The organism is Halopiger goleimassiliensis, from assembly GCF_000455345.1.
GTDB classification, from domain to species: Archaea; Halobacteriota; Halobacteria; order Halobacteriales; family Natrialbaceae; genus Halopiger_A; species Halopiger_A goleimassiliensis.
Genome location: NZ_HG315690.1, coordinates 2,420,680 through 2,446,970, shown reverse-complemented (window position 1 = coordinate 2,446,970; position 26,291 = coordinate 2,420,680). Strand labels below are relative to the sequence as shown.

25 protein-coding genes and 1 tRNA gene are annotated in these 26,291 nt (G+C 65.9%); 11 read left to right on the top strand and 15 right to left on the bottom strand.

The annotated features are described in order from the left end of the window. Positions 1 to 54: 54 nt before the first annotated feature. Both TX79_RS12020 and TX79_RS19690 read left to right on the top strand, forming a co-directional pair. Positions 55 to 3,045 (top strand): oligosaccharyl transferase, archaeosortase A system-associated, encoded by a 2,991-nt coding sequence (locus tag TX79_RS12020; RefSeq protein ID WP_049927681.1) that lies wholly within the window; start codon positions 55 to 57, stop codon positions 3,043 to 3,045. 144 nt (positions 3,046 to 3,189) lie between these two features. Next, positions 3,190 to 3,348: a hypothetical protein gene (locus TX79_RS19690; RefSeq protein WP_195892495.1), complete on the top strand. Its 159-nt coding sequence runs from the start codon at positions 3,190 to 3,192 to the stop codon at positions 3,346 to 3,348. 250 nt (positions 3,349 to 3,598) lie between these two features. Here the strand turns inward: TX79_RS19690 and TX79_RS12015 are convergent. Beyond that, a tRNA-Tyr gene (locus TX79_RS12015) sits at positions 3,599 to 3,672 on the bottom strand. 124 nt (positions 3,673 to 3,796) lie between these two features. Between TX79_RS12015 and TX79_RS12010 the strand changes: the two genes are divergently transcribed. The 4 genes from TX79_RS12010 to TX79_RS11995 all read left to right on the top strand — a co-directional run bounded on the left by TX79_RS12010 (position 3,797) and on the right by TX79_RS11995 (position 6,909). Further along, entirely contained in the window at positions 3,797 to 4,387 is a 591-nt protein-coding gene (locus tag TX79_RS12010) for a double zinc ribbon domain-containing protein (RefSeq protein WP_049927680.1), read from the top strand. A 181-nt stretch (positions 4,388 to 4,568) separates the two neighbouring features. Beyond that, a complete protein-coding gene (locus TX79_RS12005) occupies positions 4,569 to 4,754 on the top strand; it encodes a ribbon-helix-helix domain-containing protein (RefSeq protein WP_049927679.1) in 186 nt (61 codons plus the stop codon). Positions 4,755 to 4,756: 2 nt separating this feature from the next. Further along, positions 4,757 to 5,941: a cell division protein FtsZ gene (gene ftsZ / locus TX79_RS12000; protein ID WP_049927678.1), complete on the top strand. Its 1,185-nt coding sequence runs from the start codon at positions 4,757 to 4,759 to the stop codon at positions 5,939 to 5,941. Between the two features lie 134 nt (positions 5,942 to 6,075). Then, entirely contained in the window at positions 6,076 to 6,909 is an 834-nt protein-coding gene (locus TX79_RS11995) for a sugar phosphate nucleotidyltransferase (protein WP_049927677.1), read from the top strand. Positions 6,910 to 7,072: 163 nt separating this feature from the next. Here the strand turns inward: TX79_RS11995 and TX79_RS11990 are convergent, their stop codons facing one another. The 3 genes from TX79_RS11990 to TX79_RS11980 form a co-directional block, all read right to left on the bottom strand. Next, entirely contained in the window at positions 7,073 to 7,510 is a 438-nt protein-coding gene (locus TX79_RS11990; RefSeq protein WP_049927676.1) for an SPW repeat domain-containing protein, read from the bottom strand. Between the two features lie 103 nt (positions 7,511 to 7,613). Further along, complete coding sequence (gene ncsA, locus TX79_RS11985; RefSeq protein WP_049927675.1) at positions 7,614 to 8,576, bottom strand: tRNA 2-thiolation protein NcsA; 963 nt, start codon at positions 8,574 to 8,576, stop codon at positions 7,614 to 7,616. Positions 8,577 to 8,699: 123 nt separating this feature from the next. Further along, on the bottom strand, positions 8,700 to 8,924 hold the full coding sequence (locus TX79_RS11980) for a hypothetical protein (protein ID WP_049927674.1): 225 nt from the start codon (positions 8,922 to 8,924) through the stop codon (positions 8,700 to 8,702). Between the two features lie 113 nt (positions 8,925 to 9,037). Between TX79_RS11980 and TX79_RS11975 the strand changes: the two genes are divergently transcribed. Next, positions 9,038 to 9,976, top strand: coding sequence for a biotin--[acetyl-CoA-carboxylase] ligase (locus tag TX79_RS11975; RefSeq protein ID WP_049927673.1), 939 nt, complete (start codon positions 9,038 to 9,040; stop codon positions 9,974 to 9,976). A 193-nt stretch (positions 9,977 to 10,169) separates the two neighbouring features. Here TX79_RS11975 and TX79_RS11970 read toward each other — a convergent pair whose 3' ends face one another. Together TX79_RS11970 and TX79_RS11965 are read right to left on the bottom strand one after the other, a co-directional pair. Then, complete coding sequence (locus tag TX79_RS11970) at positions 10,170 to 10,649, bottom strand: universal stress protein (RefSeq protein ID WP_049927672.1); 480 nt, start codon at positions 10,647 to 10,649, stop codon at positions 10,170 to 10,172. Positions 10,650 to 10,729: 80 nt separating this feature from the next. Then, entirely contained in the window at positions 10,730 to 11,755 is a 1,026-nt protein-coding gene (locus TX79_RS11965) for an amidohydrolase family protein (protein ID WP_049927671.1), read from the bottom strand. A 173-nt stretch (positions 11,756 to 11,928) separates the two neighbouring features. On the opposite strand from TX79_RS11965, the gene TX79_RS11960 reads away from it, so the two are divergent. Both TX79_RS11960 and TX79_RS11955 read left to right on the top strand, forming a co-directional pair. Further along, positions 11,929 to 12,924 (top strand): ABC transporter ATP-binding protein, encoded by a 996-nt coding sequence (locus tag TX79_RS11960; protein ID WP_049927670.1) that lies wholly within the window; start codon positions 11,929 to 11,931, stop codon positions 12,922 to 12,924. Then, entirely contained in the window at positions 12,917 to 13,705 is a 789-nt protein-coding gene (locus TX79_RS11955) for an ABC transporter permease subunit (RefSeq protein WP_049927669.1), read from the top strand. Before TX79_RS11960 ends, TX79_RS11955 begins: the two co-directional genes overlap by 8 nt. Before the next feature lie 2 nt (positions 13,706 to 13,707). Here TX79_RS11955 and TX79_RS11950 read toward each other — a convergent pair whose 3' ends face one another. Then, positions 13,708 to 14,373, bottom strand: coding sequence for a DUF7095 family protein (locus tag TX79_RS11950; protein ID WP_049927668.1), 666 nt, complete (start codon positions 14,371 to 14,373; stop codon positions 13,708 to 13,710). A gap of 224 nt (positions 14,374 to 14,597) precedes the next feature. Between TX79_RS11950 and TX79_RS11945 the strand changes: the two genes are divergently transcribed. Next, a complete protein-coding gene (locus tag TX79_RS11945) occupies positions 14,598 to 15,332 on the top strand; it encodes an alpha/beta fold hydrolase (protein WP_049927667.1) in 735 nt (244 codons plus the stop codon). Positions 15,333 to 15,700: 368 nt separating this feature from the next. On the opposite strand, the gene TX79_RS11940 is transcribed toward TX79_RS11945, so the two are convergent. From TX79_RS11940 to TX79_RS11910, 7 genes are all read right to left on the bottom strand, one after another. Then, the gene (locus tag TX79_RS11940) at positions 15,701 to 16,681 is read right to left on the bottom strand and encodes a tyrosine--tRNA ligase (RefSeq protein ID WP_049927666.1); all 981 of its coding nucleotides are present in this window, start codon (positions 16,679 to 16,681) and stop codon (positions 15,701 to 15,703) included. A 67-nt stretch (positions 16,682 to 16,748) separates the two neighbouring features. Beyond that, complete coding sequence (locus TX79_RS11935) at positions 16,749 to 16,931, bottom strand: hypothetical protein (protein ID WP_049927665.1); 183 nt, start codon at positions 16,929 to 16,931, stop codon at positions 16,749 to 16,751. A 73-nt stretch (positions 16,932 to 17,004) separates the two neighbouring features. Beyond that, complete coding sequence (locus tag TX79_RS11930; RefSeq protein WP_049927664.1) at positions 17,005 to 17,304, bottom strand: HalOD1 output domain-containing protein; 300 nt, start codon at positions 17,302 to 17,304, stop codon at positions 17,005 to 17,007. A 375-nt stretch (positions 17,305 to 17,679) separates the two neighbouring features. Continuing rightward, positions 17,680 to 18,456 (bottom strand): 4-phosphopantoate--beta-alanine ligase, encoded by a 777-nt coding sequence (locus tag TX79_RS11925; RefSeq protein ID WP_049927663.1) that lies wholly within the window; start codon positions 18,454 to 18,456, stop codon positions 17,680 to 17,682. A 121-nt stretch (positions 18,457 to 18,577) separates the two neighbouring features. Continuing rightward, positions 18,578 to 21,478, bottom strand: coding sequence for a DUF1508 domain-containing protein (locus TX79_RS11920; protein ID WP_049927662.1), 2,901 nt, complete (start codon positions 21,476 to 21,478; stop codon positions 18,578 to 18,580). A gap of 193 nt (positions 21,479 to 21,671) precedes the next feature. Continuing rightward, on the bottom strand, positions 21,672 to 22,505 hold the full coding sequence (locus TX79_RS11915; RefSeq protein WP_049927661.1) for a pantoate kinase: 834 nt from the start codon (positions 22,503 to 22,505) through the stop codon (positions 21,672 to 21,674). Between the two features lie 191 nt (positions 22,506 to 22,696). Beyond that, positions 22,697 to 23,368 carry a helix-turn-helix domain-containing protein gene (locus TX79_RS11910; protein WP_081655555.1) on the bottom strand — a complete coding sequence of 224 codons (672 nt, stop codon included), beginning with the start codon at positions 23,366 to 23,368 and terminating at the stop codon, positions 22,697 to 22,699. 278 nt (positions 23,369 to 23,646) lie between these two features. Between TX79_RS11910 and TX79_RS11905 the strand changes: the two genes are divergently transcribed. Beyond that, complete coding sequence (locus TX79_RS11905; RefSeq protein WP_049927660.1) at positions 23,647 to 24,525, top strand: esterase/lipase family protein; 879 nt, start codon at positions 23,647 to 23,649, stop codon at positions 24,523 to 24,525. 404 nt (positions 24,526 to 24,929) lie between these two features. Here the strand turns inward: TX79_RS11905 and aspS are convergent, their stop codons facing one another. Next, the gene (gene aspS, locus TX79_RS11900; protein ID WP_049927659.1) at positions 24,930 to 26,234 is read right to left on the bottom strand and encodes an aspartate--tRNA(Asn) ligase; all 1,305 of its coding nucleotides are present in this window, start codon (positions 26,232 to 26,234) and stop codon (positions 24,930 to 24,932) included. Positions 26,235 to 26,291 lie beyond the last annotated feature (57 nt).

Here is a 26,291-nt window from a genome sequence, read left to right as displayed (position 1 = left end):
TACGTCGCGGATAGATGACAAGGCTTATTCCCCGCATGGGTCTGGTGCATGCTAATGAGTACGGACACTGAACGTATCGAGGAGGGGACCGAGACGTCCTTCCTCGAAACCTGGAGGGAGTGGTATCACATCCCCATCGTCGGGGCCGTGGTACTGTTTATGTTCCTGGTGCGGATCCTCCCTTACGAGAATTTCGTGACGGAGGACGGGAGTCCTGCCTTTGCAGCGATCGACTCCTGGTATCACTGGCGAACGGTCGAATGGACGTCCCAGAACTACCCGTGGACGATGCCGTACGAGATCTGGACCGGGTTCCCGACGGGGGACTACGTCGGCCAGTTCGGGACCCTGTTCGACCAGCTCATCGTCACGGCGGCGATGATCGTCGGTCTCGGCGATCCGTCGACGGAGACGCTGTTTACCGTCTCCCTTCTCGCGGTGCCGGTGATGGCCGCCCTCGTGGCGATCCCCGTGTTTTATATCGGGCGTCGACTCGGGGGAACGATGGGCGGTATCGCGTCCGTGTTCGTTCTCGCGTTGCTCCCGGGGCAGTTCCTCCACCGGACGACGACGGGCCAACTCCAGCACCACGTTGCGGAGGTGCTGTTCATGTCGATCGCAGTCCTCGCGATGATGGTTGCGGTCCGGGCTGGCGAACGCGAACAGCCGATCTACGAACTGCTCGTCGATCGTGACTGGGACGCTCTCAGATCGCCGACGATATACAGTGCACTCGCCGGGCTGGCGCTGGCGCTGTATATCTGGGTGTGGCCTCCCGCCGTGCTGTTGGTCGGTATCTTTGGCGTGTTCTTCATCGTCGCTCTCTGTATCGACTATCTCCGTGGCGTCTCGCCGGACCACCTGGCGTTCGTCGGCGCGGTGAGTTTCGGCGTCACGGCAGTTATCACGCTCCTGCTGATCGAAGATCCCGGATTCAGCGTGACGAGTTTCAGCTACATTCAGCCGGCACTGGCGATTCTCGGCGTCGGCGGATTCGTGACGATGGCCTGGCTGGCACGACAGTGGGACACCCGAGGAATCGAGAGGCGATACTACCCCGTCGCTGTGCTGGGATTGATCGTCCTTGCGCTCGGCGCACTGGCGGTCGTTATGCCTGACCTGTTCGATCGGCTCGTTAGCGAGGCGACCGGACGGATCATGCCACTCGATCCGGCCGATCATCGGGCGACGATTCAGGAAGCCCAGCAACCGACCGACTTCCTCACGACGTACGTGTTCAGTGAGTACGGTGCGGCGTTCTATACGATGGTCGTCGGCCTGATTCTGCTCGCGGCGCGGCCGTACGTCGGTCGTGAATACCGGACCGAGTATACGCTGGTGATCGTCTGGTCGCTCTTCCTGACCAGTATGGCCGCGACACAGATCCGGTTCTCGTACTATCTCGTTCTCGCGATCGCGGCCGTCAATGCCGTCTTCGTCGCCGACGTCGCCCGCTTCGTCAACCTCGATCTCGGCGACTCACTCGCGTCGCTCAGACGGATTCAGGGGTATCAGATCATCGTGGTGTTCATGATCGTCTTACTACTGTTCGCTCCGTTGTTGCCGCCGATCGCCGCGACGGCAACCGGCGGCCCCGTCTGGGAACAGTCCGAACTCGGGCCGAACTCCAACCCGAGCAGTGACTCGATCGTCTGGCAAGAGTCCAACGAGTGGCTCGCGGACAACTCGCCCGAACCCGGCGATTGGGGTGGGGCCGATAACGCGTCCGAACTCGAGTATTTCGGAAGTTACGACTACCCCGAAGGGGAGGATTACGACTACCCAGACGGCGCATACGGTGTTCTCTCGTGGTGGGACTACGGCCACCTGATAACGACGCAGGCCGAACGCATCCCGCACTCGAACCCGTTCCAGCAACACGCGGAGTCGTCCTCTGCCTATCTCACTGCCGAGTCGGAGGAGCGTGCCGAACTGATCCTCGAGGCGATATCGACGGGGGCAGAGCCCGACGAGGAAACGAACGAGGAACTCCGTGACATCGTCGACGCGGCCGAAAACACCGACGAGGAGATCCGGTACGTCATGATCGACGACGCGATGGCCGGCGACAAGTTCCCGGCGATCACCCAGTGGACGGGTCCCGACTACCAGTATTACACGACGCCCGACACGCTCGAGGAGACGGTCACCCGGGACAACGTCGGCGACATCTACGGCGACCTCCCGTACGACAACACGACGGTGGCACAGCTGTACTTCGACGACGCCGACGGGATGGAACACTACCGGCTCGTCCACGAGAACGGCATCAACCGGTCGATGTACGCGAGTTACGCCGACGTCTTCGACGAGGACTACTACGAACAGGCCGCCCAGCAGGATCCCCAGATGGAACAGCTCCTGCAGGCCTACCAGGCGGCCGGCTACGAAGACGGTGACGTCACGCACGTCACGGACGACGGGCAGATCGCACCGCCCGGACAGGGCCAACCGATCGTCGTCGTCAACCGGCAGTTCAATATGTTCGATCGGTCGGAGCAGGCCGAGTACCAGCAACTCACCCAGAGTCCGACGTACGAAGTCTTCGACGTCCGCCAGGAACCTGCAGTCAAGACGTACGAGCGCGTCGAAGGCGCGACGCTCACCGGCGCTGTCGACGGAGCCGAGGAGGGGACTGTGACGGCGGCGCTCGGCCTCCAGACCAACGGCGGTTCGAACACGAGCTACAGCCAGCAAGTCTCGCTCGAGGCCGACGGCAGCTTCGAGCTGACCGTCCCCTACGCCACCAACGACGAACTCGACGTCGAGGACGGCTACACGGACAGCGCCGTCGAAGCGCTCGGAGCGTACACCGTGGTGGTCACGACCGACGACGGCACCGTCTACGAAGGCGAGGTTTCGGTCCCCGAATCCGACGTCGTCGAGGGTGGCGAGATCGACGTCGACCTCGAGCCAGTCGACACGTCCGACGGGGAATCCGGCGACGACGCAGATGACGGGACGGACTCGGAGGACGAGTCCTCGGACGCTGACGGAGGCGACGAGACGGCTGCCGACGACGAAACCGATTCCGGCGACGCCTAACTGACCGGGCGATCCGACGGCCCGTTTTCCGTCCCACGGCGAGTCTCGCTGCTCGGTCGCACGTTCGTTTGTCGACGGCCGATCAGTATCGCTGGCCGCGAGTGCCGGCCCGGAACTTTTCCTCGTCATCCGGCTGTGTACGGTATGGCATCCCGACCACCGGTCGAGTGTCCGCTCTGTCATACGGTCGTCCCGGCCGAGCAGCGACTCGAGGATCACCTCGTGGGATCGCACTCGAAACGGACGCTCGCGAAGTTCGTCGTCTCCGAAACGGCTGCGCTGAACGAGGGGGATATAGCGTGATCGGCGACTCGAGTCACGTTCGATTAAGGCCCTTAAACGTAGTGCAGGGCTTCGAGCGCCGTGTATACGACAGTATGGTAGTGACAGCGGCTTGTTAGAGCTCCGGAGGACGCCCGCCCACTCCGATTTGAATAGATGCCAGACGGTCGCGCTCACTGCGTTCGCGCGCTGCGACTGACGCAATCGTGTCGGGATATCCGTTTCGTGATTCCGGCGATTCGCTTCGCTCGTCGGTTGGAATCACGAAAAGTCCGCCCTCCCCGATTTGAACGGGGGGCAAGCCGATCTACAGTCGGCTGCTCTACCAGTCTGAGCTAAGGGCGGTTACACCTCAACGTAGCCGCTGTGGGAGACATAAGGGTTATCATTCGCAACGACGAGTCCGAACCGTCCCGAACAGTGGAATGATTGAAATAGGTGGCCTTCCAATAGAATGGCATCGAGTCGCATGAGCAAGATCACGTTCCGCGCCGACGACGATCTCGTCGAGCAACTCGAGGCGCTCGAGGTCTCCAAGAGCGAGGCGATGCGGGAGGCCCTGCGGGCGTACCTCGGGGAGTCCTCGGAGGAGGCGTCCGACGAGTGCGTGGAACGGGAGGCGTCGGACACGACGATCGATGACCTCGTCCGCGAACGCGTCGACGACCTGCTCGGGGAGCGGCTGGGTGATCCCCGACGGCAACCGCGTACGCACACACCTGAGACGCAGGACGTCAACGTCACGATCTCGCTCGAGGGGGTCGACGGCCAGGTGTCTGACGACGCCCGGGTCCGGGAGCCGTCGGCCGTCGACGATCGGACGACTACGACCGATCGCTCGCGCGCGGACGCGGACGTCACGCGGTGTAACCAGTGTGGCGAACACGTCGCGGGCGAGCACGTGTACTGTCCGAACTGCGGGGAGAAGACCTCGCGACGACTGTTCTGTGAGTGTGGGGACGAACTCCGGTCGGACTGGGCGTTCTGTCCCAGCTGTGGCCGGCGGACCCCTGCGGCGGACGTCTTGGAGTCCGACAGTCGGAGTTCGCGACCGTCGTAAGACACGAACAGTCGTGTCTGACGAAACTTTTATTATCCAAGCTGCTAATCCGTTTACTCGCGTAAGACGGTCGTCTTACAGCAGGCGTATGACGACGAAATCGCCCGTCACAGGGCGTTTCCGCTGTAAGACACGCCGCGTCTGACAGGGGCGCGCCGTCTTACCAATGGGGAATACAACCATGGAGCGTGTGACACTGCGAATCCCGAAACAGCAGATCGAGGAGGTCGAACAACTCGTCGACTCGGGCGAGTTCCCGAACCGGAGCGAAGCGATCCGGTCGGCCGTCCGTGAGATGATCAACGAACAGTACGATGGACAGACCGAGCAGTCCGGTAAACAACAGCGCAACTGGGCCAAGGTGTAACGATGCAGGATATCGTTCAAGACGCACTCGAGAACGCCGAACAGGAGGCCCGCGAGATGGACGCCGAACTCGACGGCGACGAGTTCGGCGACCCGCGGATCGTCATCGTCGGCTGTGGCGGTGCCGGGAACAACACGATCAACCGCTTGTACAACATCGGCGTCGACGGCGCTGACACCGTGGCGATCAACACGGACAAACAGCACCTGAAGATGATCGAGGCCGATACGAAGATCCTGGTCGGCAAGTCGCTGACCAACGGCCTCGGTGCCGGTGGCGACCCGTCGATGGGTGAACGCGCGACCGAGATGGCCCAGAGCACGATCAAGGAGGTCCTCGGCGACGCGGACCTCGTGTTCGTGACCGCCGGGATGGGCGGTGGCACCGGTACCGGTGCGGCCCCCGTGGTCTCGAAGATCGCCAAAGAGCAGGGCGCGATCGTCGTTGGCATGGTCTCGACGCCGTTCAACGTCGAGCGTGCCCGCACGGTGAAGGCCGAGGAAGGCCTCGAGAAACTGCGCGAGCAGGCCGACTCGATCATCGTGCTCGACAACAACCGACTGCTCGATTACGTCCCGAACCTCCCGATCGGCAAGGCGTTCTCGGTGATGGACCAGATCATCGCCGAGACCGTCAAGGGAATCTCGGAGACCATTACCCAGCCCTCCCTGATCAACCTGGACTACGCCGACATGTCGACGATCATGAACCAGGGTGGCGTCGCCGTCATGCTGGTCGGCGAGACCCAGGACAAGAACAAGACCGACGAAGTCGTCAAGGACGCGATGAACCACCCGCTGCTGGACGTCGACTACCGCGGCGCGTCCGGCGGACTGGTCCACATCACCGGCGGCCCAGATCTCACCCTCAAAGAGGCCGAGGGCATCGCGGACAACATCACGGAGCGCCTCGAGGCCTCGGCGAACGTCATCTGGGGCGCGCGCATTCAGGAGAACTACAAGGGCAAGGTCCGCGTCATGGCGATCATGACCGGCGTCCAGTCGGCGCAGGTTCTGGGCCCGACGACCCAGAAGCAGGCCGACAAGTCCCGCGCGAGTATCGAAGGCATCGACGAGACGGACTTCGACGCGAGCAACAACGTCGAGGGGGCCGGCGGCTTCGGTGCCCAGAGCGACGGCGGCCGGAGCGAAGTCGAGAAACAGAACGGCGTCGACGTCATTCGCTAACCCGGTCCGTCTTCGATCGCGAACCGTTTCGTCGACCGATCCGGATTTCGACCGCCGTTCCCTTCGTTTTCGACTACCGTTTACAGCCAGTCACAACCTTCGTTTGCGTAGAGTACGTATGCTCGAGCAGTTGGATGGATGCGATCGTTTTCGCCGCCGGCCGTGGGACGCGTCTCCGCCCGGCGACGGACGAGACGCCGAAACCGTTGCTCGAGGTCGGGGGCGAGCCACTCCTGCGTCGCTGTCTGGACGCAGTCGTCGACGCAGGGGTCGATCACGTCGTGGTCGTCGTCGGTTATCGGGCCGACGAAATCGTCGACGCGATCGGTGACTCCGTTCGCGGCGCGTCGGTCACGTACGCTTCCCAGCGCGACCGAGAGGGACTCGCTCACGCCGTCCGTCGAGCGGCCGAAGACGCGTATGACGTTTCGATCCCGTCCGGTGGCGCGGATCCGTTCGCTGTGACGCCGGACGTTCCCGACGCCATCATGACGGTCTGTGGCGACAACGTTTTCGACGACTGTGCCCTCTCACGGCTTCGCGAACACCACGCCGAACCGGGCGTCGACGGCACCATCTTGCTGGACCGCGCCGGTCGCAACGAGGCGACGGCGAAAGCCCGATGTGACGTTGGCCCGGACGGAACGGTACGGCACCTCGAGACGTCGATCGACGACGCACCGACGGACGGGTGGGAACTCGACTCGGAAGGCGACGACGCCGGAGGCGATGATTCCACGGGTGGCTACGTCGCGGCCGGCGTCCGGACCCACCACGGACCGTCGCTGATCGAGGCCTGTCGGACGGTCGACCGCGCGGCGAGCGGCGAGTACGAACTGACGGACGCCCTCGAGCGACTGGTCGATCGCGGCTCGCGTTACGTCGGCGTCGAACTCGAGGGGTGGCATCTGAACGTCAACACGCCGGCGGACCTCGAGGTGGCACGACGGCGGTTTCGGCGGCCGTAGTCCGCGCCAACGCGATCGTTTTCGAGAGTCTGCCGAACGTATGACGTGTCGTACACGCCGCGAAAACGGGCCGTCGCCGTGCGTACGACGGTGAACGAACGCGTCGAATCGGTTCTCGAACGGGCGATTCGAGGCGGGCAGTTGTGGACGAGGATCCGGTCGGTTACGCTCGAGTGCGGGCGTGTTCGGGGGTGTCGGCGCGGTTGTTCGCGTAGGCGTTGTAGATCGAGAGGGCGGCGGCGAGCAGTCCGCCGGCGGCGGTAGTTATCGCGAGTTCGCTACTGCCCATCTCGATGACCGCAGGCGAGGCGAGCGCCCACAGGCCGAGCAGCGCGGCCAGCACGGCGGCACCGACGCTCGCCAACCGGTCTTTCGAGAGCCGGTAGAAGTTGTAGCCGGCGGCCAGGAAGATCGCCGTTCCCACCAGGGTATCGTTCCAGATCGCCGTCTCCGTGGCCTCGAACATGAAGGGGTAGGCCACGAGGCCCAGTCCGGCCAGGGCGACGATCGCGCTCACCCACTGCATCGTATCCGTGTTCAGGGTCGTCCGATTCGGTGCGGTACTGCCGGTCGGTTCGGTGTCGGTCGGCGTGTCGCTCATGGTTCACTCCCAGTAGTCCCGGTCAGGGGAAAGCGAGCGTGCCTGCACCTGTCGGGCGACTCACGATTTCCTGAACGGGTCGACGGCGCTATCGAACAGCCCCTCAGACGAGCGACTCGAGTAACGAACACTTCCGACAGACCTCGCGCGTCGTCATCGAGCCGCATTCGGCACACGCCTGGAGGTCGGCGCTTGTCGCGTCGTCGTTGTACTCTTCGGCGGCGATGCCGGCCAGTTCCTCGTAGCCCGAGAGGATCGAGTGACGCGTTCCGGGGTGGTTCTCCTCTAAGTCGTACAGGAGTTGCTGAATCTCGCCGCGATACGCTTCGCTGGCGTGGGGACACTCCGTGATGTGGGCGGGGAGATCCTCCAGGTGGGCGTAGAGGGCGACCTCCTTCTCGGGGACGTCCCGGAGCGGCTTGGCGCGCGGGACGAAGTCGTCCTGCTCCTCGCGCTCGGAGAGGGGGCCGAGGCTGGCGTCGAAGTGTTTGGCGATCTGGGCGACGTCGCCCTCGAGGAAGTTCATCAGCGCAGTCTGGGCCTCGTCGTCGAGGTTGTGGCCCGTCAGCAGGAGGTCGGCCTCGAGGTCGTCGGCGTAGCGCTCCAAGATGTCCCGGCGGAACACCCCGCAGTAGGCGCAGGCGGCCATGTTCTCGGGGTCGTCCTCGACGACGTCGTCCATCTCGATGCCGAACTCGTCGGCGTAAGAGACCAGTTCGTGCCGGATTCCGAGGTCCGCGGCGAGGTCGACGCAGGCGTCGACGGACTTGTCGCGGTAGCCCTCGATGCCCTCGTGGATCGTCAGGCCGACGAGTTCGATGCGGGGGTCCTCGGCGAAGGTGTCGTGGAGGATCTTCGTGAGGACGACGCTGTCCTTGCCGCCGGAGAGGCCGATCACCCACGTCTGGGGGTTCTCGGGCGATGCGTCCCGCGGCACGAGGTCGTCCCGGCGCACCCGACGTCGGACCCGCTTTTCCACCGACTCGCGGAAGTGATCCGCACAGAGGTGTGCCCCCGAGTAGGCGGCGTGCATGACCGCCTCTTCGTCACACCGATTACAGTCCATCACCGGGATCTTGTCGACGGCCGTCCATCACGGTTTCGTCTCTTCGGTCGGTGGGAGTCATTACGGCTCGAAAACGGGAGAGGAACCGGCCCCTTCGACGGCGACGACTCGAGTTCGACGGGACTAGTCGTAGATCGAATCGTCGACGGGGAGTTCGACGTCCGCGTCGACGACGCTCTCGACGGGTGCGGACGCCCGTACCGGTTCGTTGCACGTCGGACACGGGAGGACGACCTCGAGCCGAAGCCCGCCGTCTTCGTCCTCGATTTCGAGGACCGTCGCGTCGCTCGGCGAGAGGTACTCGGCTTCCAGTTCGTGTTCGTGGTCGCCGTCGTGGTCGGACGCCATGTGTGAACCTACAGCCACGAGGTACTACAGCGTTCCGGCGGTTTCGCTTCGGTGACGGGGGGCCGACCGGCAGATCCACGCGATTCAAATGGGTCCGCCACCCCTCGGTACGTATGCAGGAGACGCGACGGGCGATCCTCGAGTCGGTCGCCGACGGCCCGGTGACGGGACCCGACCTCGCAACGGACCTCGAAATCTCGCGGGCCGCGGTCTGGAAACACGTCGACGAACTCCGGGACGCGGGCTTCGAGATCGAGAGCGGCCCGGACGGGTATCGACTCGCCGGGATCGCCGATTACACCGGAGCGACCGTCGAGTTCGACCTCGAAGCGCCGTTTGCGGTCGAGTACCACGAGGCAATCGGGAGCACGAACGACCGAGCGCGCGAACTGGCGACCGACGGCGCAGCGGACGTGGTCGTCCTCGCTGACGAACAGACCGGGGGCCGGGGACGGCTCGAGCGCGAGTGGACCGCCCCCTCGGGCGGCGTCTGGCTGAGCGTCGTCACCCGTCCGACGATCGCGCCCCCGCGAGCGCCGCTGTACACGCTCGCGGCGTCGGTCGCGACGGCACGGGCCGCCCGCGAGGCCGGAGTCGACGCCCGGATCAAGTGGCCCAACGACGTCGTCGTCGCCGTCGGCGAGGCCGGCGACTACCGGAAACTCGCGGGCATCCTCACGGAGATGGAGGGCGAGACCGACCGGGTCGCGTGGCTCGTCGTCGGCGTCGGCGTCAACGCCAACCTCGACGTCGAGGAACTGCCCGAGGGTGCGACGAGCGTCCGCGAGGAAGCCGGCGACGTCGACCGCCGGCGGTTCGTCCAGCGCCTGCTCGAGGAGTTCGAGGCCCTGCGGACGGACCTCGCAGCCGTCGTCCCCGCCTGGCGCGACCTGGCGCTGACGCTCGGCCAGCGCGTTCGCGTCGAGCGGCCGGCCGGCGAGGTCGTCGGCGACGCCGTCGACGTCACCGACGCGGGCGCGCTCGTCCTCGAGACCGACGACGGTCGGGAGACGGTTGCGGCGGGCGACTGCGAGCACCTGCGGCCGGTCTGAGCGCGCTACTCGAGGAGGTCCCGGGTCCGGCGGTGGCGGTGCCACAGCAGCCAGGCGAGAATCGACGTCGCCAGCGGGCGGTCACCGACGGCCGGTACGCGGGGGGTAAAGTAGCCGCTGACCACGACAGGTCGGCATACAGGACGTTCGGCTGGGCGGTCTGTCGGCTGTTGGCCGCGAACGGGTCGGGACCTCACTCGACTGCGACCTGTGAGGACGTTTTGCGGGGTTCGTCGTCGGCGTCGACGTCGACCTGGACCGTGAGGACAGGGACGGGCGCGCACCTGACGACGCGTTCGGTGACGCTGCCGAGCAGGAGACGGTCGATGCCGCCGCGGCCGTGGGTGCCCATGACGATCAGGTCGCAGTCGCGCCGGTCGGCCTCCTCCGCGATGACGCGACTCGGCGATCCCTCGCGGACCTCGCCCTCGACGTCGAGGTCCGGCGGGGCGATCGCCTCGACGTGTTCGATCGCCGCCGTTCCCTCGTCCCTGAGCGCCTCGCTGATCCCCTCCCAGGCCGTCTCCATCGGGAGGCCGCCGTAGCCGGCCGCGTTGACGACGTAGAGCGTCCGGATCGACGCGTCGTGCTCGCGCGCGAGGTCGAAGGCGTACTCGAGGGCCTGGTCGACCTCCGACGAGCCGTCCGTGGGGACGAGGATACGATCGTACATCGTGCTATGTCATCACGTACCTCGCCAGCGAGCATAAGTGTTGCTACGAAACATCAAGAGAAGTAGCCGGCGTCCTGGAGTCACGCCGACGGCGTGATCACGTCCCGGACGTCGTCGACGCTCGCCCGACGAACGACGGCACGGACCGGGTCCTGCGCGCCGGCGAGGTTGTCCGAGTCGCCGTCTATCACCAGCAGTCTGGCCTCGCGGCCGGGTTCGATCAGCCCGTACTCGAGGTCGGCGATCTCGGCCCCGTTGACGGTCGCCATCCGGAGGATCTCCGCGGCGGGCAGGTCCGAGAGCTTCGAGAGGACGGCCATCTCACGGAACATCGACGGCGAGTTGAGGAAGACGTTGTCCGTCCCCAGCGCGAGCATCGTGCGCTCGGCGAGTTCCTCGTAGGGTGAGAGCCCGACGTCGGTGACGAGATTGGAGCGCGGACAGACGACGACCGGCACCTCCTGGGCGGCGATCCGCTCGAGGTGGGCCGGTTCGGGGTGGACCACGTGGACGAGGAAGTCCGGCTCGAGGTCCAGCGCGGGGTCGACGTCGCTGGCGTCGACCTCGCCGGCGTGGATCCCGAACGGTTTGCCCGCCTCCCGCGTCGCGTCCCGCTCGCGGTCGAAGGTCGCATCGTTCGCGCCGCTGGCACCGAAACCGTCGCCTGCCTTCATCGCCTCGATCGAGCCGCGGGCGAACGCCAGCGCGTCGAGGTCGATCCCGTCGGCGGCCTCCCGGAGCATCTCGACGCCCTCGACGTCGCCCTCCCGGAAGTCGAGACAGGCCGCGGTGCCACCGCGGCGCATGTACCGCAGAGAGCGGCGCATCCCCTCGATCAGTTCCTCGCGCGAGGCCTGCCGGAGCAGCCGGTGTTTCAGTCCGTCCGGCGGCGCGACGAGTTCCTCGAGCGAGAGCCCGCCGCCGGCTTCCTTGGCGATCGAGTCCCCGACGTGGGTGTGGGCGTTGACGAACGCCGGCACCACGATGTCGGTGCTCTCGACCGACGCCTCCTCGACCGCTTCGATCCGTCCGTCGTCCCCGACGACGACCCGTCCCTCGACGGGCTCGAACTCCCGACCGCGGAGTACGGTTCCGGTCAGTTCCATACCGGGGTGTTCGTGGGCGATTCCTTCAACCGTTCGACGTGGGCCGACGCCGGCCCGGCGGCCACGTCCGGTTCCGTCGGTCGAAGCGAGACGGGAGCGACTCGGCGTCGACGGCTCCGAACGCCGGACGTTACCGGGTGTTTACATGGGGATCGACGCCCATGACCTAGGGCATGGCAGCGATCGAACTCGAGGGGCTCACGAAGGAGTACGGCGAGGTGCTCGCCACCGACGGCGTCACCTTCACCGTCGAGGAGGGGGAGATCTTCGGCTACCTCGGTCCGAACGGGGCGGGAAAGACGACGACGATCCGGACGCTACTGGGGTTCGTCTCGCCGACCGCGGGCACCGCCCGCATCTTCGGCCGGGACGTGACCGACGAGCGCCAACTCATCGAGGCGAAACGGCGACTGGGCTACCTGCCGGACAACCCGGCGTTCGACGAGGGGGTGACGGGCCGGCAGGTCCTCGAGTTACACGCGTCGATCAAGGGCGACGAGCGCAGCGCGGAACTGCTCGAGTTGTTCGACCCGCCGCTCGATCGCCCGGTGCGGGACTACTCCCACGGGAACGTCCGCAAACTCGGCCTGGTGACGACGTTCATGCACGATCCGGACCTCGTGATCCTCGACGAACCGACCGGCGGCCTGGATCCGCTGATGAAACAGCGCTTCGCCTCCTTCCTCCGGGACGAACGCGAGCGCGGGCTCACCGTCTTCTTCTCCTCGCACGTCCTCGGCGAGGTCCGTCGGCTCTGCGACCGCGTCGGGATCATCCGGAACGGCCGACTCGTGGCCGTCGAACCCGTCGAGTCGCTGTTACACCGCAGCGGCAAACTCGTCCGCCTGCGCGCGCTCGGCGACCACCCGCCCGCGACGTTCGACGGCGAGGGCGTCCACGACCTCGAGGTGACCGTCCACGACGACGGTACCGGCGACGCGGATGCCGTCACCGAGGTCACGTTCACCCACACCGGGGACGTCAACGCCGTCCTCGAGCGACTCCGCGGCCTCGAGTTGCTCGACTGTACGATCGAAGAAGCCCCGCTGGAGGACGTCTTCCTGCGGTTCTATGGCGACGACGAACCGGTTCCCGGCGAGGACGACGCCTCGGCGACGCGTGCCGGGAGCCCGGGTGAGGCGGCCGACGGAGGCGAGACCGATGTTTGAATTCGTGCGGTACGACGGGAGACGCCGATTCCGTGGGAGCCTTTCCCTCTCGCTCGCGATGGCGGTCCTCGCCGCGATCATGGTCTGGCTGTTCCCCTCCTACAGCGAGGCGTTCGGCGACGACGAAGAACTCCTCGAGGCGATGCCCGAGGCGATGATCCGGCTGTTCGACCTCCAGTCGATGACGTCGCTCGAGGGGTTTCTCGCGTTCGAACTCTACGTCTTCGGCTGGATCATCCTGCTGGGGCTCTATCTGGCGTATCTCGCGGCCGGGACGATCGCCGACGACGTCGACCGTGGTCGGACCGACATCCTGCTCGCGATGCCGCTCTCTCGCGCCCGACTGGTGGGCGAGACGTTCGCGGCGCTGGCCGTCCCCATCCTGGCCGTCAACGTCCTCACGCCGGTCGTCCTCTACGTCGGTGCCGAACTGATCGACGAACCGCTTGCCGCGAGTGACTTGCTCGCTGTTCATCTGCTGTCGATCCCCTACCTGTTCGCCTGCGCCGGCGTCGGCCTATTGGCGTCGGTCGTCTTCGACCGAGCCAGCATCGCCCAGCGGACCGCTCTCGGCGTCACGTTCGTCCTCTACTTCCTCGAGTCGCTGCTGGTCGAGACCGACTACGAGGCCCTTGGACTCGTCGCGCCGTCGCGGTATTTCGACCCGAACGAGATCCTCCTCGACGGTACCTACGATCTCACGAGCGCCGGCGTGCTGGTCGTAATGGCGCTGGCCTTGCTGGTGGCCAGCCAACTGTGGTTCTCCCGGCGAGACATCTAGGTCTAGACGACGTCGCCCCGGACCGTCACGCCCTCCTGTTGCTCCCGCCAGGCGTGGAGTTCCCGGGCCGCCTCGTCGGCCTCTTCGCGCTCGAGGCCGAGCATCTCGAGCGAATCCGACAGTGTCGGCAGGGCGAGTTCGCTCTCGCGGAGTTTGCGGAACGCCTCGTCGCTACGGGTGCCGTCGACCCAGAGACAGACGCCGCGCGGGTCCAGCAACTCGGTGTAATCGCCCCGCAGTTTCGCCCCGCGCAGGCGCTGGGTGACGTTGTCCTCGAAGGAGGCGTTACAGACCTCGAGGTGGATCGGTTCGTCCTCGCCGAGCAGGTGGGCCGCGAGACACTTCTCGGGGGCGGCGTGACCGTTGGCGTTGGCCCGGAGATACTCGGGGTGTTCGACGGCCCAGTCGGCCCGGACCGATTTCCCGACGCCCGCGATCCCGTGTGACTCGCGGAATCGCTCGTCGGGGTCCCCCTCGACGTCGCTGTCGTCGCGGACCAGCAGGTCCTTCGTCAGGTACACGTCCAGGCGGTCGATCGGATCGAGACCGAGCGCGATATCGCCGAACGCCCAGACCTCCCGGACGGGGACGGGCATGCGCTCTGACTCGACCGTCTCGACGAGCGTCTCGAGGCGGTCGACCGCGTCGGTGCGGTCCAGTCCAGTCATCGGTCGCGATTCGACCCGGAGCCGCAAAACCGTTTCTCAGCGTGCCGGCTCCGGGGTCCGGAGCGGACCGGATCGACGTCCCGGACTCCGTTCCGCTTCCGTCCGTATCACGAATCCTGACCGTCGGAACACGGTGGAATCGTCGATTTCGCTACGATCACCGCCGATCTCGAGGGACGTGTCAAGAGAGCACCTTTTTATCCGTTCCCGGCCAACGGACGGATATGCGACACCGCGTCTTCAACGAGGACGGTGAGAAGGAACTCGTCTTCGTCATGGGCTGGGGTAACCGCTGGACCCACGAGAACGTCAGCTGGCTCATCGGGACGCTGACCGAGGCCGGCTACCGGGTCCACGCGTTCGAACTCCCCACCAACGTCGAGGACTTCAAGGCCGACTGGCTCGAGCCGGTCGCCGAGTACGTCCGCGACCTCGAGGAGTACCAGTTGCTCGGCCACAGCGCGGGCGCGCTCGTCGCCCAGGCGCTCGACGGGGCCGACAACCACGTCTACCTGAGCCCCTGGTGGGGCTACGGCAGCCGGTTCCCGTCGGAGCAGGTTCTCGAGGCCGTCTCGAAAGTGCCGACCTCGTTTCCCTGTCTGCCGGTCGGCGAGATGGACGAGGCCGTCCTCGGCACGAAGGCGACCGACCACCAGCTCGCGACGATGCCCCGCTGGGTCTCCCCGGCGTTCATCAGGGAGACACGCCACGCACAGCAGGACCTGCTCGCCATCGACCACGATGCGGTCGTCTTCGCGTCGCTGCGCGACCCGCTGATCGACTTCGCGGCGATCGGCAACCGCGTCCCGGCCGAACACGTCGTCCTCTACAACGGCGGCCACGAACTGTTCTCCTCGATCAGCCGCGACCGGTACGTCGACCTGCTGCTCGAGGCGCTCGAGGAGGGTGCAGACGTGGTCGAAGAGCAGGCCCGCGTCCCGACGATCGCGGAGTCGTAATCCGAGGACGGCCCTCGGGGGCTCGAGTTCGAACGGCTCTTTCAGTGCGTATCTGACCAATCAGTTGGTCTGCGAACTGACCGGTGAGTTCGAACGGAGGATGACGAAACGAAGCGTCCTGCTATCGTGGACACGGGGGGTGGCCACGCCCTCCCCAGCCGATTCACTCGCTCCCGTCGGTCGCTCGTTCATCCCTCGCACGATTTTGTCGGCCAGCCTCGCCGTCGCTCGGCTGGCCGACAGCGCGCGCCACCGACTACCGAAATTGGAAGCGCGGAACGGAATCACCTTCGCCTGTCTCGTTCGTCAGGATCTGAGACGAAAAACCGCGACGGTGTGTGAACCGCTCGCCGCTCGTAGCGACCCCTTCAGGAACGGAGTTCGCGCAGCTTCTCGCGACCCGGCGCGATCAGTTCGTCCAGGTAGCTCGCCAGCGTGCTCTTGGCGTCCGCAGGGTGGAGTTCGCCCGACTCGAGGTCTTCGGCCAGCGACTCGTAGGCCTCGTAGGTCAGGTCCCCGCCGTACTTCTCGGGGCGTTCGACGACGATCTCGTCGAATCGTGGGAAGACGTGGTACTCGAACAGCTCGAGGACGGGGTTCTCGAGGTCGCCTTCGGGGTCGCGGGTCGGCGGACAGAACGCCGAGTTGACCTTCTCCTCTAAGTCTTCGGTGGAGTCCTCCATCGAGATGGTGACGCCCTCGCTCGAGGACATCTTCCCCTCGCCGCTGGTGAGGTCGGCGACGATGGGCGTGTGGAGGGCGGGACGGACATCGTAGCCCAGTTCCGGTAGCTCCTCGCGGGCGAGCATGTGGACCTTGCGCTGGTCGAGGCCGCCCACGGCGAGGTCCAGGTCGAGGTACTCGATGTCCAGCGTCTGCATCAGCGGGTAGACGACGTGGCTCACCTTGGCGGTCTCGCCGCCCTGAATCTCCGCCATCGCGCGCTGGGCGCGGTTGAGCGTCGTCGACACCTCGAGTTCGTGTAGGTCGAGGACGTACTCCTCGTCGAGCTGGAACTCCGAGCCGTAGACGAACTCCGTCTGGTCCTCCTCGAGGCCGTACGCGATGAACTGGGCTTTCATCTGCTCGGCGGTCTCGCGGATCTCCTCGAAGGTGCCCTTGTCGTTTAAGTGGGCGTGGACGTCCGCGAGCAGGACGACGACCTCCATGCCGGCCTCCTGGAGGTCGATGAGCTTGTTCGCGGTCAGCAGGTGGCCGAGGTGGAGCACGCCGGAGGGTTCGTAGCCGACGTAGGCCCGTTTACCGTCGGGATCGTCGGCGAGTTCCTCGAGTTCCTCCTCCGTGACGACCTCCTCGGCGTTGCGCGTAATCAGGTCGTAGGTATCCATCACTATCTGAGCGGAATCAGCGGATGGATTTATGCCTTTGTGAACTGTGCGAACGAGTCGGTCGCGCCTAGAAGGGAAGCCGGTCGCGGGCCGTTCCCGCGAGGTAGCCGGTCGCCGCGCCGACGCCGGCACCGACGGCACCGCCGGCCGGTCCGGCCACCTTGCCGACCTTGCTCCCGACTTTCGCGCCCTTCGCGGCTCCCTTCGAGGCGTGCTCCGATCGCAGACACGGTGGCTCGAGCGATGGCATTAGCTCCCGCTTCGAACGCCGGCGCAATAATCGTTGGCCCCAGGGCCGCTGTCACCACTACTTGGTCGCCCCGTTACCGCTCGTCGCTCGCGGCTCGCATGATCGTCGCCGTCCCGTCCTGCTGGACGTGGATCCGGTACCCCTGGTAGGTGAACGTCAGGCAGGCGTCGGCCTCGGCGGGCGGCGGCGAGGAGAACAGGTCCGTAACAAGGCTGTCGATGCAGTCGTAGACCGGCGAGAGTTCGAGCGGGTCGCTGTGCTCGAGTTGCGCGATCGTATCGACGAGCTGGGTCGCGGGAGCGTCCTGCTCGGTGTCGAGCGTCCGCTGTACGAGTACGTCGTCGTCGTCGGAGACGTCCGGCGGTCCGGTCATGGCCCGTCATTGATCGGACGCGCGGGTAACGGTGTTACCGGCGGCTGCATGCCTGCTGACTGATAGATCCCTGCGATCCGCTGTCTCGCGTGCTCGCCGACTCCTCGTCTCTCACGGCGCGGCGATCCTCGGGCGAGTGGTTCGAGAGTCTCCCTAACGCCGTTTCACGAGGACGGCGACCGGTCGTTTCGTCGGGCCGGTCGGCCGAATGCGGACGCCGACGCCCGGGGTGGCTGCCTCGACTCGAGGATGGGGGTACTACTCGAGTCGCGAGTCGGCTACCGTCACGGGACCGACGCGCAGCCACATCTGCTAACGGGGACGATACTACCGTCTCGGAGCGCCGAGAGAACGATGACGGCTCTACGTGGCCGATCACAACCCGTTCCGAATCCGCTCCTCCGCCGCCTCGAGCGCCGCCTCGCGGTCGAACGCCTCGACGATCGCCCGGAGTTCCGCCGCGTCGGCGTCCGCGAGGTCGCGAGCGTGGTCGGCCATATTTGGGACCGCACGGAGGATGTTGTCGACGATCGGTACGTCGGCGACCTGTGGCGACCGCGAGAGCGGGTTGAGGTCGATCACAATCTCGGTCTTGCCCATCGCCTCGAGCGCCTCCGCGCGGTCGCCGTCCTCGAGGGGGACGAGCACGACGTCGGCCGCGTAGATGCCGTCGGCGTCGACCTTCGCGCGCTGGTGGTCGAGATTGGGGATGCGGGCGTCGGCCTCGAGGCCCTTCACGTCCTCGGCCCCGTGGTCGCGCAGGTGGTCGGCGATAGCCTGCATGCGCTCGGGCGTCCGGTTGAACAGGTTGACCTCGAGGTCGGCGTCGACGACCGCGGCGAGTTCGACCATCTTCTCGGGCACGAGTGCCGCGACGTTGCCGTTGATCGAGAGGACCGGCTTCTCCGCGAGCAGCAGGTGGGCCGCGGCCGCGCGTTCGGCCTCGTCGGCGCTCTCGATGGTCTCCTCGCCCAGCAGGTAGTCGAAGGCGCTGCCCCGGCCTTCGGCGTGCATCCCCTGGAGATGGGTGATGCCCTTCTCGATCCCCTCCTCGATGCGGTGGCGCGAGAGGAGGTCCTGGTACCGCGGGTGGTCCTCCGGAATCTCCGCCTCGTGCTCGACGTCCGCCGGGACCGTATCGTCGTCGCTCACGGCCGTTACCTGGCGACGAGTGTTAAAAAGCCGACCGATCCGGGGCGACCGAGCGTGGTCGGCCCGGCTGTTTCAGGTGCGAAACGCGAGTCACCGTCACCGGACGGCGACTCGAGCCCGGTCAGTCCGTGAAGGTGATCCAGCCGTCGGGGGCGTGGGCCTTCACGTCGTTCATCGCCTCGCGGGCGGCCGTCCGGGTGTCGTAGGTCTGGGTGCTCGTCGCCATCGTCGCGCCGTACTCGTCGATCAGCTGCCAGACCCAGCCGTCGCCGTCGTCCGCGGCGTGCAGTTCGAAGGACACCTCGTCGATCTCGAGGATGCTCGCGGCCTCGATCACGTCGCGGACGTCCTCGAGGGCGTCGCGGGCGGCCTCGTTGGACTCGTAGCGCTCCGTGCCCGTCGCGACGACGCGGCCGTCCTCGTCGAGCAGCCGCCAGCCCCACTCGCCGTCGTCGTCGGCGGCGAGTTCGAAGGAGGCGACGTCGAAGTCGACCCGGCCCGCCAGCGGGGCCAGCTGGCGGACCTCCTCGATGACGTCGTAGGCCGCGTCCTTGTCGCCGACCGCCTCGGTGGCGCTCGCGATCGTTTCGCGCTCGCGGTCGACCAGCCGCCAGCGCCAGCCGTCGTCGTCACGGTCGAGTCGGATGACGGCGTCTTCGATGGAGAACACCGGTGCGTCGGCCGCGTGGGAGCGGATCTCGTCGACGGCAGCCGTCGCACGGTCCTGACTGGGGTAGGAAACCGTCGCGTCGGCGAGCTTCTCCCGGTCGCGGTCGAGCAGCCGATACTGCCACTCGTCGGTGCCGTACAGCTGCACCATGACGTCGCCGATCGAGTGACGCTGTGCCGAACCGGCAGCGTCGCGGACGCGATCGAGGTCGTCGACGAGTTCGTCCTGGGTCGGATAGCCGACGTCCCCTTTCGCGACCGTCTCGCCCGCCGGCATGACGAACCGCCACTCCCAGTCGTCGTCGGCGTAGGGCTGGAAGATGGCCCGTTCCATCGTCCGGACGTCCGAATCGAGGTGCTCGAGCAGCCGGTTCATCGCCTTCCGGGCCGCGCCGCGGGTCGGATGCGTCGACGGGTCTTCGGCGACCAGTTTCCCGGCCTCGTCGATGAGCCGCCAGCCCCACTCGTCGTCCTCGTTGACGAACAGTTCGAAGGCGGCCGTCTCGATCTCGAGCAGTTCGGCCTCGGGAGCCTCCTCCTTCAGCGTCATCATGGCCTCGGCGGCCTCGCTCCGGGTGGTGTGTTCCTCGCCGCTGTCCGCGAGGACGTTGCCGTCCTCGTCGATCAGCCGCCAGCGCCACTCGCCGTCGTCGGCCTCGTAGACCTGGAACGCCGCGTGTTCGAACTCGATGAGTTCGGCCTCGCTGGCCTGCTCGCGAACCCGTTCGATCGCCTCGGCGGCTGCCTCGGCGTCGGAGTGAGGTTCGGTACTCGCGGCGACGACCTCTCGGTCCTCGGTGACGAGCCGCCAGTGCCAGTCGGGACCCGCGTCCTCTTCCTCGTACTCGAGCGTCGTGCCACCGTCGGCTTTCGCCTCCTGGCCGTCCGCTCGTGCCGGCAGGTCGTCGTCGCCGGACGGCGACGGAGTCCGTTCCTCGGCCGGGTAGACCTCGTACTCCGCGTCGTCGATCTCGACGACGTCGGCCGTCTCGGCATGAGCGGCGAACTGGTCGGCCTCCGTGGCCATCGTCTCGTGAGCACCGTCGTCGGGGCTTCGAGCGAGGACGGTCTCGGTCGCGTCGACGAGACGCCACTGCCAGTCCGAGCCGACCTCGTAGAGTTCGTAACTCGGCTCGCCGGCGACGACGACCGACGAGGACTCGAGTTCGGGCAACAGTGCCTCGACGGCCGATTCCGCGTCGCGGCGACTGTCGAACGTATCGGCGCTTTCGGCGACGACCTCGTCCTCGTCGTCGACGAACCGCCAGGCCCACGCGCCCTCACGCTCGTACAGTTCGGCACCGACGTGTTCGACGTCGAGAACGCGTGCGTCGGTGAACCGTTCGGCGAACGAGCGTGCGGCTTCCTCGGCCTGTTGTTGATTCGCGTGATCGTCGTCGCCGCGCGCGAGCGGCGTCCGCTCGTCGTCGATCAGCGTCCACTGCCAGCGGTCCCGCTCGGTCTCGTAGGTGAACGCGGCACCGTCGATCTCGATGACGTCGGCCTCGGAACCCTCGTCCTTGAGGAAGCTCACCGATTCCTCGGCGTCGTCACGGGTCGGGAACTCACCGGCACAGCTGCCGACGACGCTGCCGTCGTCGCGGGCCAGCGTCCACTGCCAGCTTCCGTCGCGGTCCTCGTAGAGCCGGAACGCCGATGTCGTCAGCTCCAGCAGCCCGGCCGAACTGATCCGGGACTGGACGCGTTCGATGTCCTCGGTCGCGTCGGGCCGCGTCGGGGCTCGCTCGTCGCTCGCCGCGAGCGCCTCGAGGTGAAGCACGTGCCACTTCCAGTCGCCCGACTCGTCGCGGAAGACGGCAAACTGCGCGCCCTCGAGGGCGTCGCCGGTCATGATCGGCGGATCCTCGTCCTGCCCGACGTCCTCGACGAACATCCCGCGTTCGCCCGTCACGAACGGGACGAGGAAAGCAACACCCGCCATAATGCCGATTCCTGCGGACGTAATTGCGACGGCTTCTACGGTCAGGTCCATCCCGTGCCCGAGCCAGTCTTCCGGATACGCCCACGCGGAGACCGCCACGCCGGCGAGAGCTATTACCAGTCCGATCACGCTGGCCTGTATCCCCCGTTTTCGCAACGGTAGCATGAGAACGATACCGAATAATCCCACCGCTGCTCCCGTTCCGGCGATGGCTGACGACACCCTGATCAGGCCGTACGCTTCCGTTTGCCCGGCGTAACTGACGACGAATACGAGTACTCCCGCGGCTCCTACGAGGTAGCCGATGATAAACAGCCAGTAGCCGTATACGTCGGATCGCGAGTCTGGCTCGCCGACGTACAGTTCGTAGAGTCGATACAGCTTTTGGTGAGCGCTCAGTCCTGAGTCCATTCGAAATCTGCTTGATAACTAGATCAACGTTAAATAAAATTTTGGCCAGGTGTCAATCGATCTTTATTTGTCCCGGACGTTATCACCGCTGAAACCGTCGATCCCGGTTCGGTTACCGAAGCCCTTTAAACGGCTCCCCGACCGGCCACAACCGTTTTCAGGTATGAAAACGGCGGCGTTCGGTCCTGGCGGGTTATTTCATGATCGCGCCGGCCGGATGCACCGCACAGACCGACGGTTCGTAGCCGGCGTCGGAGAGGCCGGTCCCGAGCGCGAACACCGTCTCGCCGAGCATCGCCATCGACGCCTGTCCGTCGGCGGCCGCGACGTCCTCGAGGGTCGCCGTCACGCGGTCGGTCAACAGGCCGGCCTCGCGGGCGAACCGGCGGGACGCGACCATGAACGACGTCAGCGTCGGCTCCTCGACGACGCGCGCGAGCGCCCGGTCGCCGGCTGCGGTCAACGTCTCGGTGTCCCCCGAGAGCACGGCTTCCGTCGACAGTTCGCCGAATGAAACGTATTCTACGCGCGCACGGGCGGGAATGGCGTCGAGTTCGTTCTCGTGTGGACCGCCGGGCTCGAGCCGGAGCGGAACGCCGCCGCGAGCCTGTGCGACAACGTCGCCGAGCCCGGTCCCCGCCTGGACCTCGGCACCGTGGGCGATGGTCACCAGTTCGTTTTCCGAGAGCCCGCGCTCGAAGACCCGGTTGGCCGCCAGCGCCGTCCCGAGGGCCATCGCACCGGAGACGCCGAAACCCGACCCGATCGGCAGTTCCGACGTCGCCTCGACCCGAGCGGTAGCGTTCAACGCCTCGAGGACCGTCGTCACGGGATCGACGTCGATCCGCTCGCCGTCGAGACGGACGGTCGATTTCGTCCCGTCGGCCGGTTCGACCGTCACCTCGACGCCGTCGGTGAGCGTCAGTCCACCGCCACGCGAGCCGGCTTTCGTCGGATCCTCGTCGTGATAAGCGCTGAAAAACCCCGTAATGTGGCCGGGGACGAACGCCGTCGCCTCGTCACGCATTGGGGGGAGTTCCCACCGCGACGGTATAACTCTGAACGTTTTCGAGCGGGACGCAACCGAGTACGGGGCAGTGCCCGACGGAAAAACCGGGCGGTGGGTGACGAACGGCGTCTTCGGACGGCGGGGGGTCGGCGGTGTTCCGGCCCGAAGCTGAGTACAGGTCAGGACGCCGGATCGGAGTACGACGCGTCTCAGGGTGACGGTCGGTCGGCGACGGTCGACGAGACGAGCGCGGCCTCGGAGCGACGGAGGATCTGCCCGACGGAACTCGCCGAGCAGTCCAGTTCGGCGGCGATGTCCTCGTAGGTGGCTTCGCGAGGACTCTCGTAGTAGCCCCGGTCGAACGCGATCCGTAACACTTCCCGCTGTCGCTCGGTGAGAATATCGGCGTCCGTACACCCATCGGGGGTATACTCGGTGACGCTCTCGATGCTCAGGTCAGCGAACCCGCGCAACTCGTCGACGTACGTCTGGACTTCCGTTTCCGGCCCGATGACGCTGACCCGCAGGATCGATCGATCGGGAGCGACGAACGTCATCGGATACTCGACGATCACCCCGTGAGTGCGCAACAGTTCGAGGAACCGGCGGTTCGTCGCCGTCGGTTCGTACCGCAACTGAACCATCGTCCGGTCGCCGTCCGTACTCAGCACCCGGTCGACGAGTCGGGGGAGGTCGTCGGGCACCGCCGCCCTGATCTGGGGCGGCGAGTTGTGAACCTCGAGCAGGAGATTCACCGTCTCATCCTCGAGCAGGTCGGCCTCGTGGATGGCCTCGAATCGGATCCCGTTCTCACGGCAGCGCTTCTCCGCCGGTTCGAAGTGACCCGACTCCGGTGAGACAGTGTACGTCACCCGTTTCATACGACGCAATTGAGATATTGTTGTTGATAAGTATTTTGTGAAATAAGTAACAGTACTAGTCTAACGGTAATCGAATCGGGGCCGGATAGACGCCGTGATGGTGTTGGTATCGACGATTTCTTTTTCCACACGATGCCTAGTGCGGAAGTTCCGTCCTGTTCGTCGTTGGCTACTGGGGAAATGTCAGTTATACTGATTAAGTTGGTGCCCTGATATAAACGAATTCAACATAGAAGAATTAGCTATATTCATATTATTATTCATTGATTCACTGTAGCATGGCAGACAACCACGATCCAGAGACGGAACGGACCGACGACTCACGATCGACGACGCGGAGAACGATGCTCAAGGCAACTGGGACGACCGCCGTCGCGGCGACGGGGCTGACGGCGGTCACCGGATCGGCGTCCGCCCAGTGGTTCGGTGACGTCGATGTCATCGAAGTCGAGGAAGGGCTCTTCGGCTGGAGTGCCGACGACGACCTACCGGTCGCGGACGAACTGTACGTGTTCATCCACGGCTGGTTCGGCGACACGACCGTCCAGAGTCAGGCCGAAGACGTCCTCGATTCCCTCGAGGCCGGTGGCTACGAACCCGACGAGGCCGTCGCCCTCGAGTGGCCTGCGACGACGTTCAACTTCCCCGGTGCCGAGAGCGACACCGAGGACGTCGGCGAAGTGACGGCCGAACTCGCCGAGGACTTCTACGATTCCGGCGGCGGGAACATCCGCCTCGTGGGTCACTCGCTCGGCGGTCGCTGCGTGCTCTGGGCGGCCGACAAGATCGGCTCGAGCTACGAAATCGACACTATCGCACCCCTGGGCGCGGCCGCCGACGGCGACATGGTCTGTGACGGCCTGTTCGGCAGCGGCGAGTGGTACGACGGCATCGTCGAGGGGGCCGGCGTCGTTCGCAACTACCACTCCAACAACGACTCGACGGTCGGCAGTGCCTACGGCGGCATCGGCGGCGCGGCGCTCGGCAACGACGGCTCGGGCTGTCCCGGCGACACTCCGGACAACTACGTCGACGTCGACGTTACCGACAGCGTCAGCAGCCACCTCGGATTCCTCGGCGACGACGTGGTCGGCGAGAACCTCGCCCAGAACCTCGACTCGACCGAGGAAGGCGACACCGGCGGCGGGATCTTCTGATCCCGCGCGGAACTCCACGCGGCCGTCACTGACACCCCGGCCGCATCCGAACCGCCCGGGACGGTGCCCTCCCGGCCACCTGGTTACGATTCGTCCCCCACTTTTCGTCACTGCGCTGGCTCGAGACGATCACGTCGGTGAGATCCCGTAACGGCGTGGGAAGGAACTCAGTCCGTAGTTCCCGCTTGACGGGCCGCGGCGAGCCCTACGGGCTCAGCCGCTGCCGGTCCTGCAAGGCGTGGCTCTCTCCGTTCGGCACGCCTTGCTGGCTCCCAGGTTTGTCGCCTACGGCGACAAACGCTGGCGATCTCGCGGGAACACCGGAAAGACGTTCCGGGTCGCTCGCTTCGCTCGCTACCGGGCTGCGACTTCCGAGTTCCCGCTCGACTGACACCGGCGAGCCCTTACGGGCTCAGCCGCTGTCGGTCTCGCGGGAACAGTACCGCTTCGCGGATGTTGTCCAGGTCGAGCAGCGTCATGAGCAGGCGCTCGCCGCCGAGGCCGAAGCCGGAGTGGGGCGGCATGCCGTACTTGAACATCTTCGTGTAGTACTCGAACTGGTCGGGGTCCAGTCCCTGCTGCTCGAACCCTTCGATGAGGTGCTCGTGTCGGTGTTCGCGCTGACCACCCGAGACCAGTTCCATCCGCGGGTGCATCAGGTCGAAGCCCGTCGAGAGGTCGGGGTCGTCGTCGTGGTCCTGGATGTAGAACGGCTTGATCTCGCTCGGCCAGTCCGTGATGAAGTAGTGGGTGCCGACGTCCTCGCCGAGGGCCTTCTCGCCTTCCGTCGGGAGGTCGTCGCCCCAGACGAGCTGTTCGTCGAGTTCGCCCGTCGCGTTGATCCGTTCGATGGCCTCCTCGTAGGAGATGCGGGGGAACTCTTCCTCGGGCACCTCGAACGCGTCCTCGAGGCCGAGCGCCTCGAGTTCCTCGCTGCAGTTCTCGTCGACTGCTTCGTAGGCCGCGCGGACGATCCCTTCGGCGACGTCCATCGCGTCCTGCTCGTCACAGAACGCGCCCTCGAAGTCGATCGAGGTCGCCTCGTTCAAGTGTCGGGGCGTGTTGTGTTCCTCGGCACGGAAGATGGGGCCGATCTCGAAGACGCGCTCGACGTTCGAACCGGCGATCAGCTGCTTGAACAGCTGGGGCGACTGGTTCATGAAGGCCTCTTCGCCGAAGTAGGTGATCGGGAACAGTTCCGTGCCGCCCTCGGTACCGGTGGCGACGATCTTCGGCGTGTTGATCTCGGTGCAGTCGAACGCGCGGAACTGCTCGCGAACCGCACGCAGGACCTCCGCGCGGATCTCGAAGATCGCCTGGACCGCCTCCTTGCGCAGGTCGAGCGTTCGGTTGTCCAGCCGCGTCGAGAGGTCCGCGTCGACCTTCCCGGAGGGGTCCAGCGGCAGTTCCGGATCGGCCGGGGCGACGACCTCGAGGTCCTCGGGAACGACCTCGACGCCCGTGGGGGCACGCGGCTCCTCCTCGACCGCACCGGAGACCGTCACGACGCTCTCGCGGGCGACGTCGAGACCGGTCTCGACGAGGTCGTCGTCCATCTCGTCTTTCTCGAACTTGATCTGGATCTTGCCGGACGTATCACGGAGAATCAGGAAGGCGATACCGCCGAGGTCACGGATCTCGTGGACCCAGCCGGCGACCGTTACCTCGTCGCCGGGTTCGGCGTCGGCAGTGTAGGTTCTATCCTGCATACCACCCGATTCACGCAGGCGAAACTTAAGCGCAACCGTTCGGGGCCGTCGGCGCTG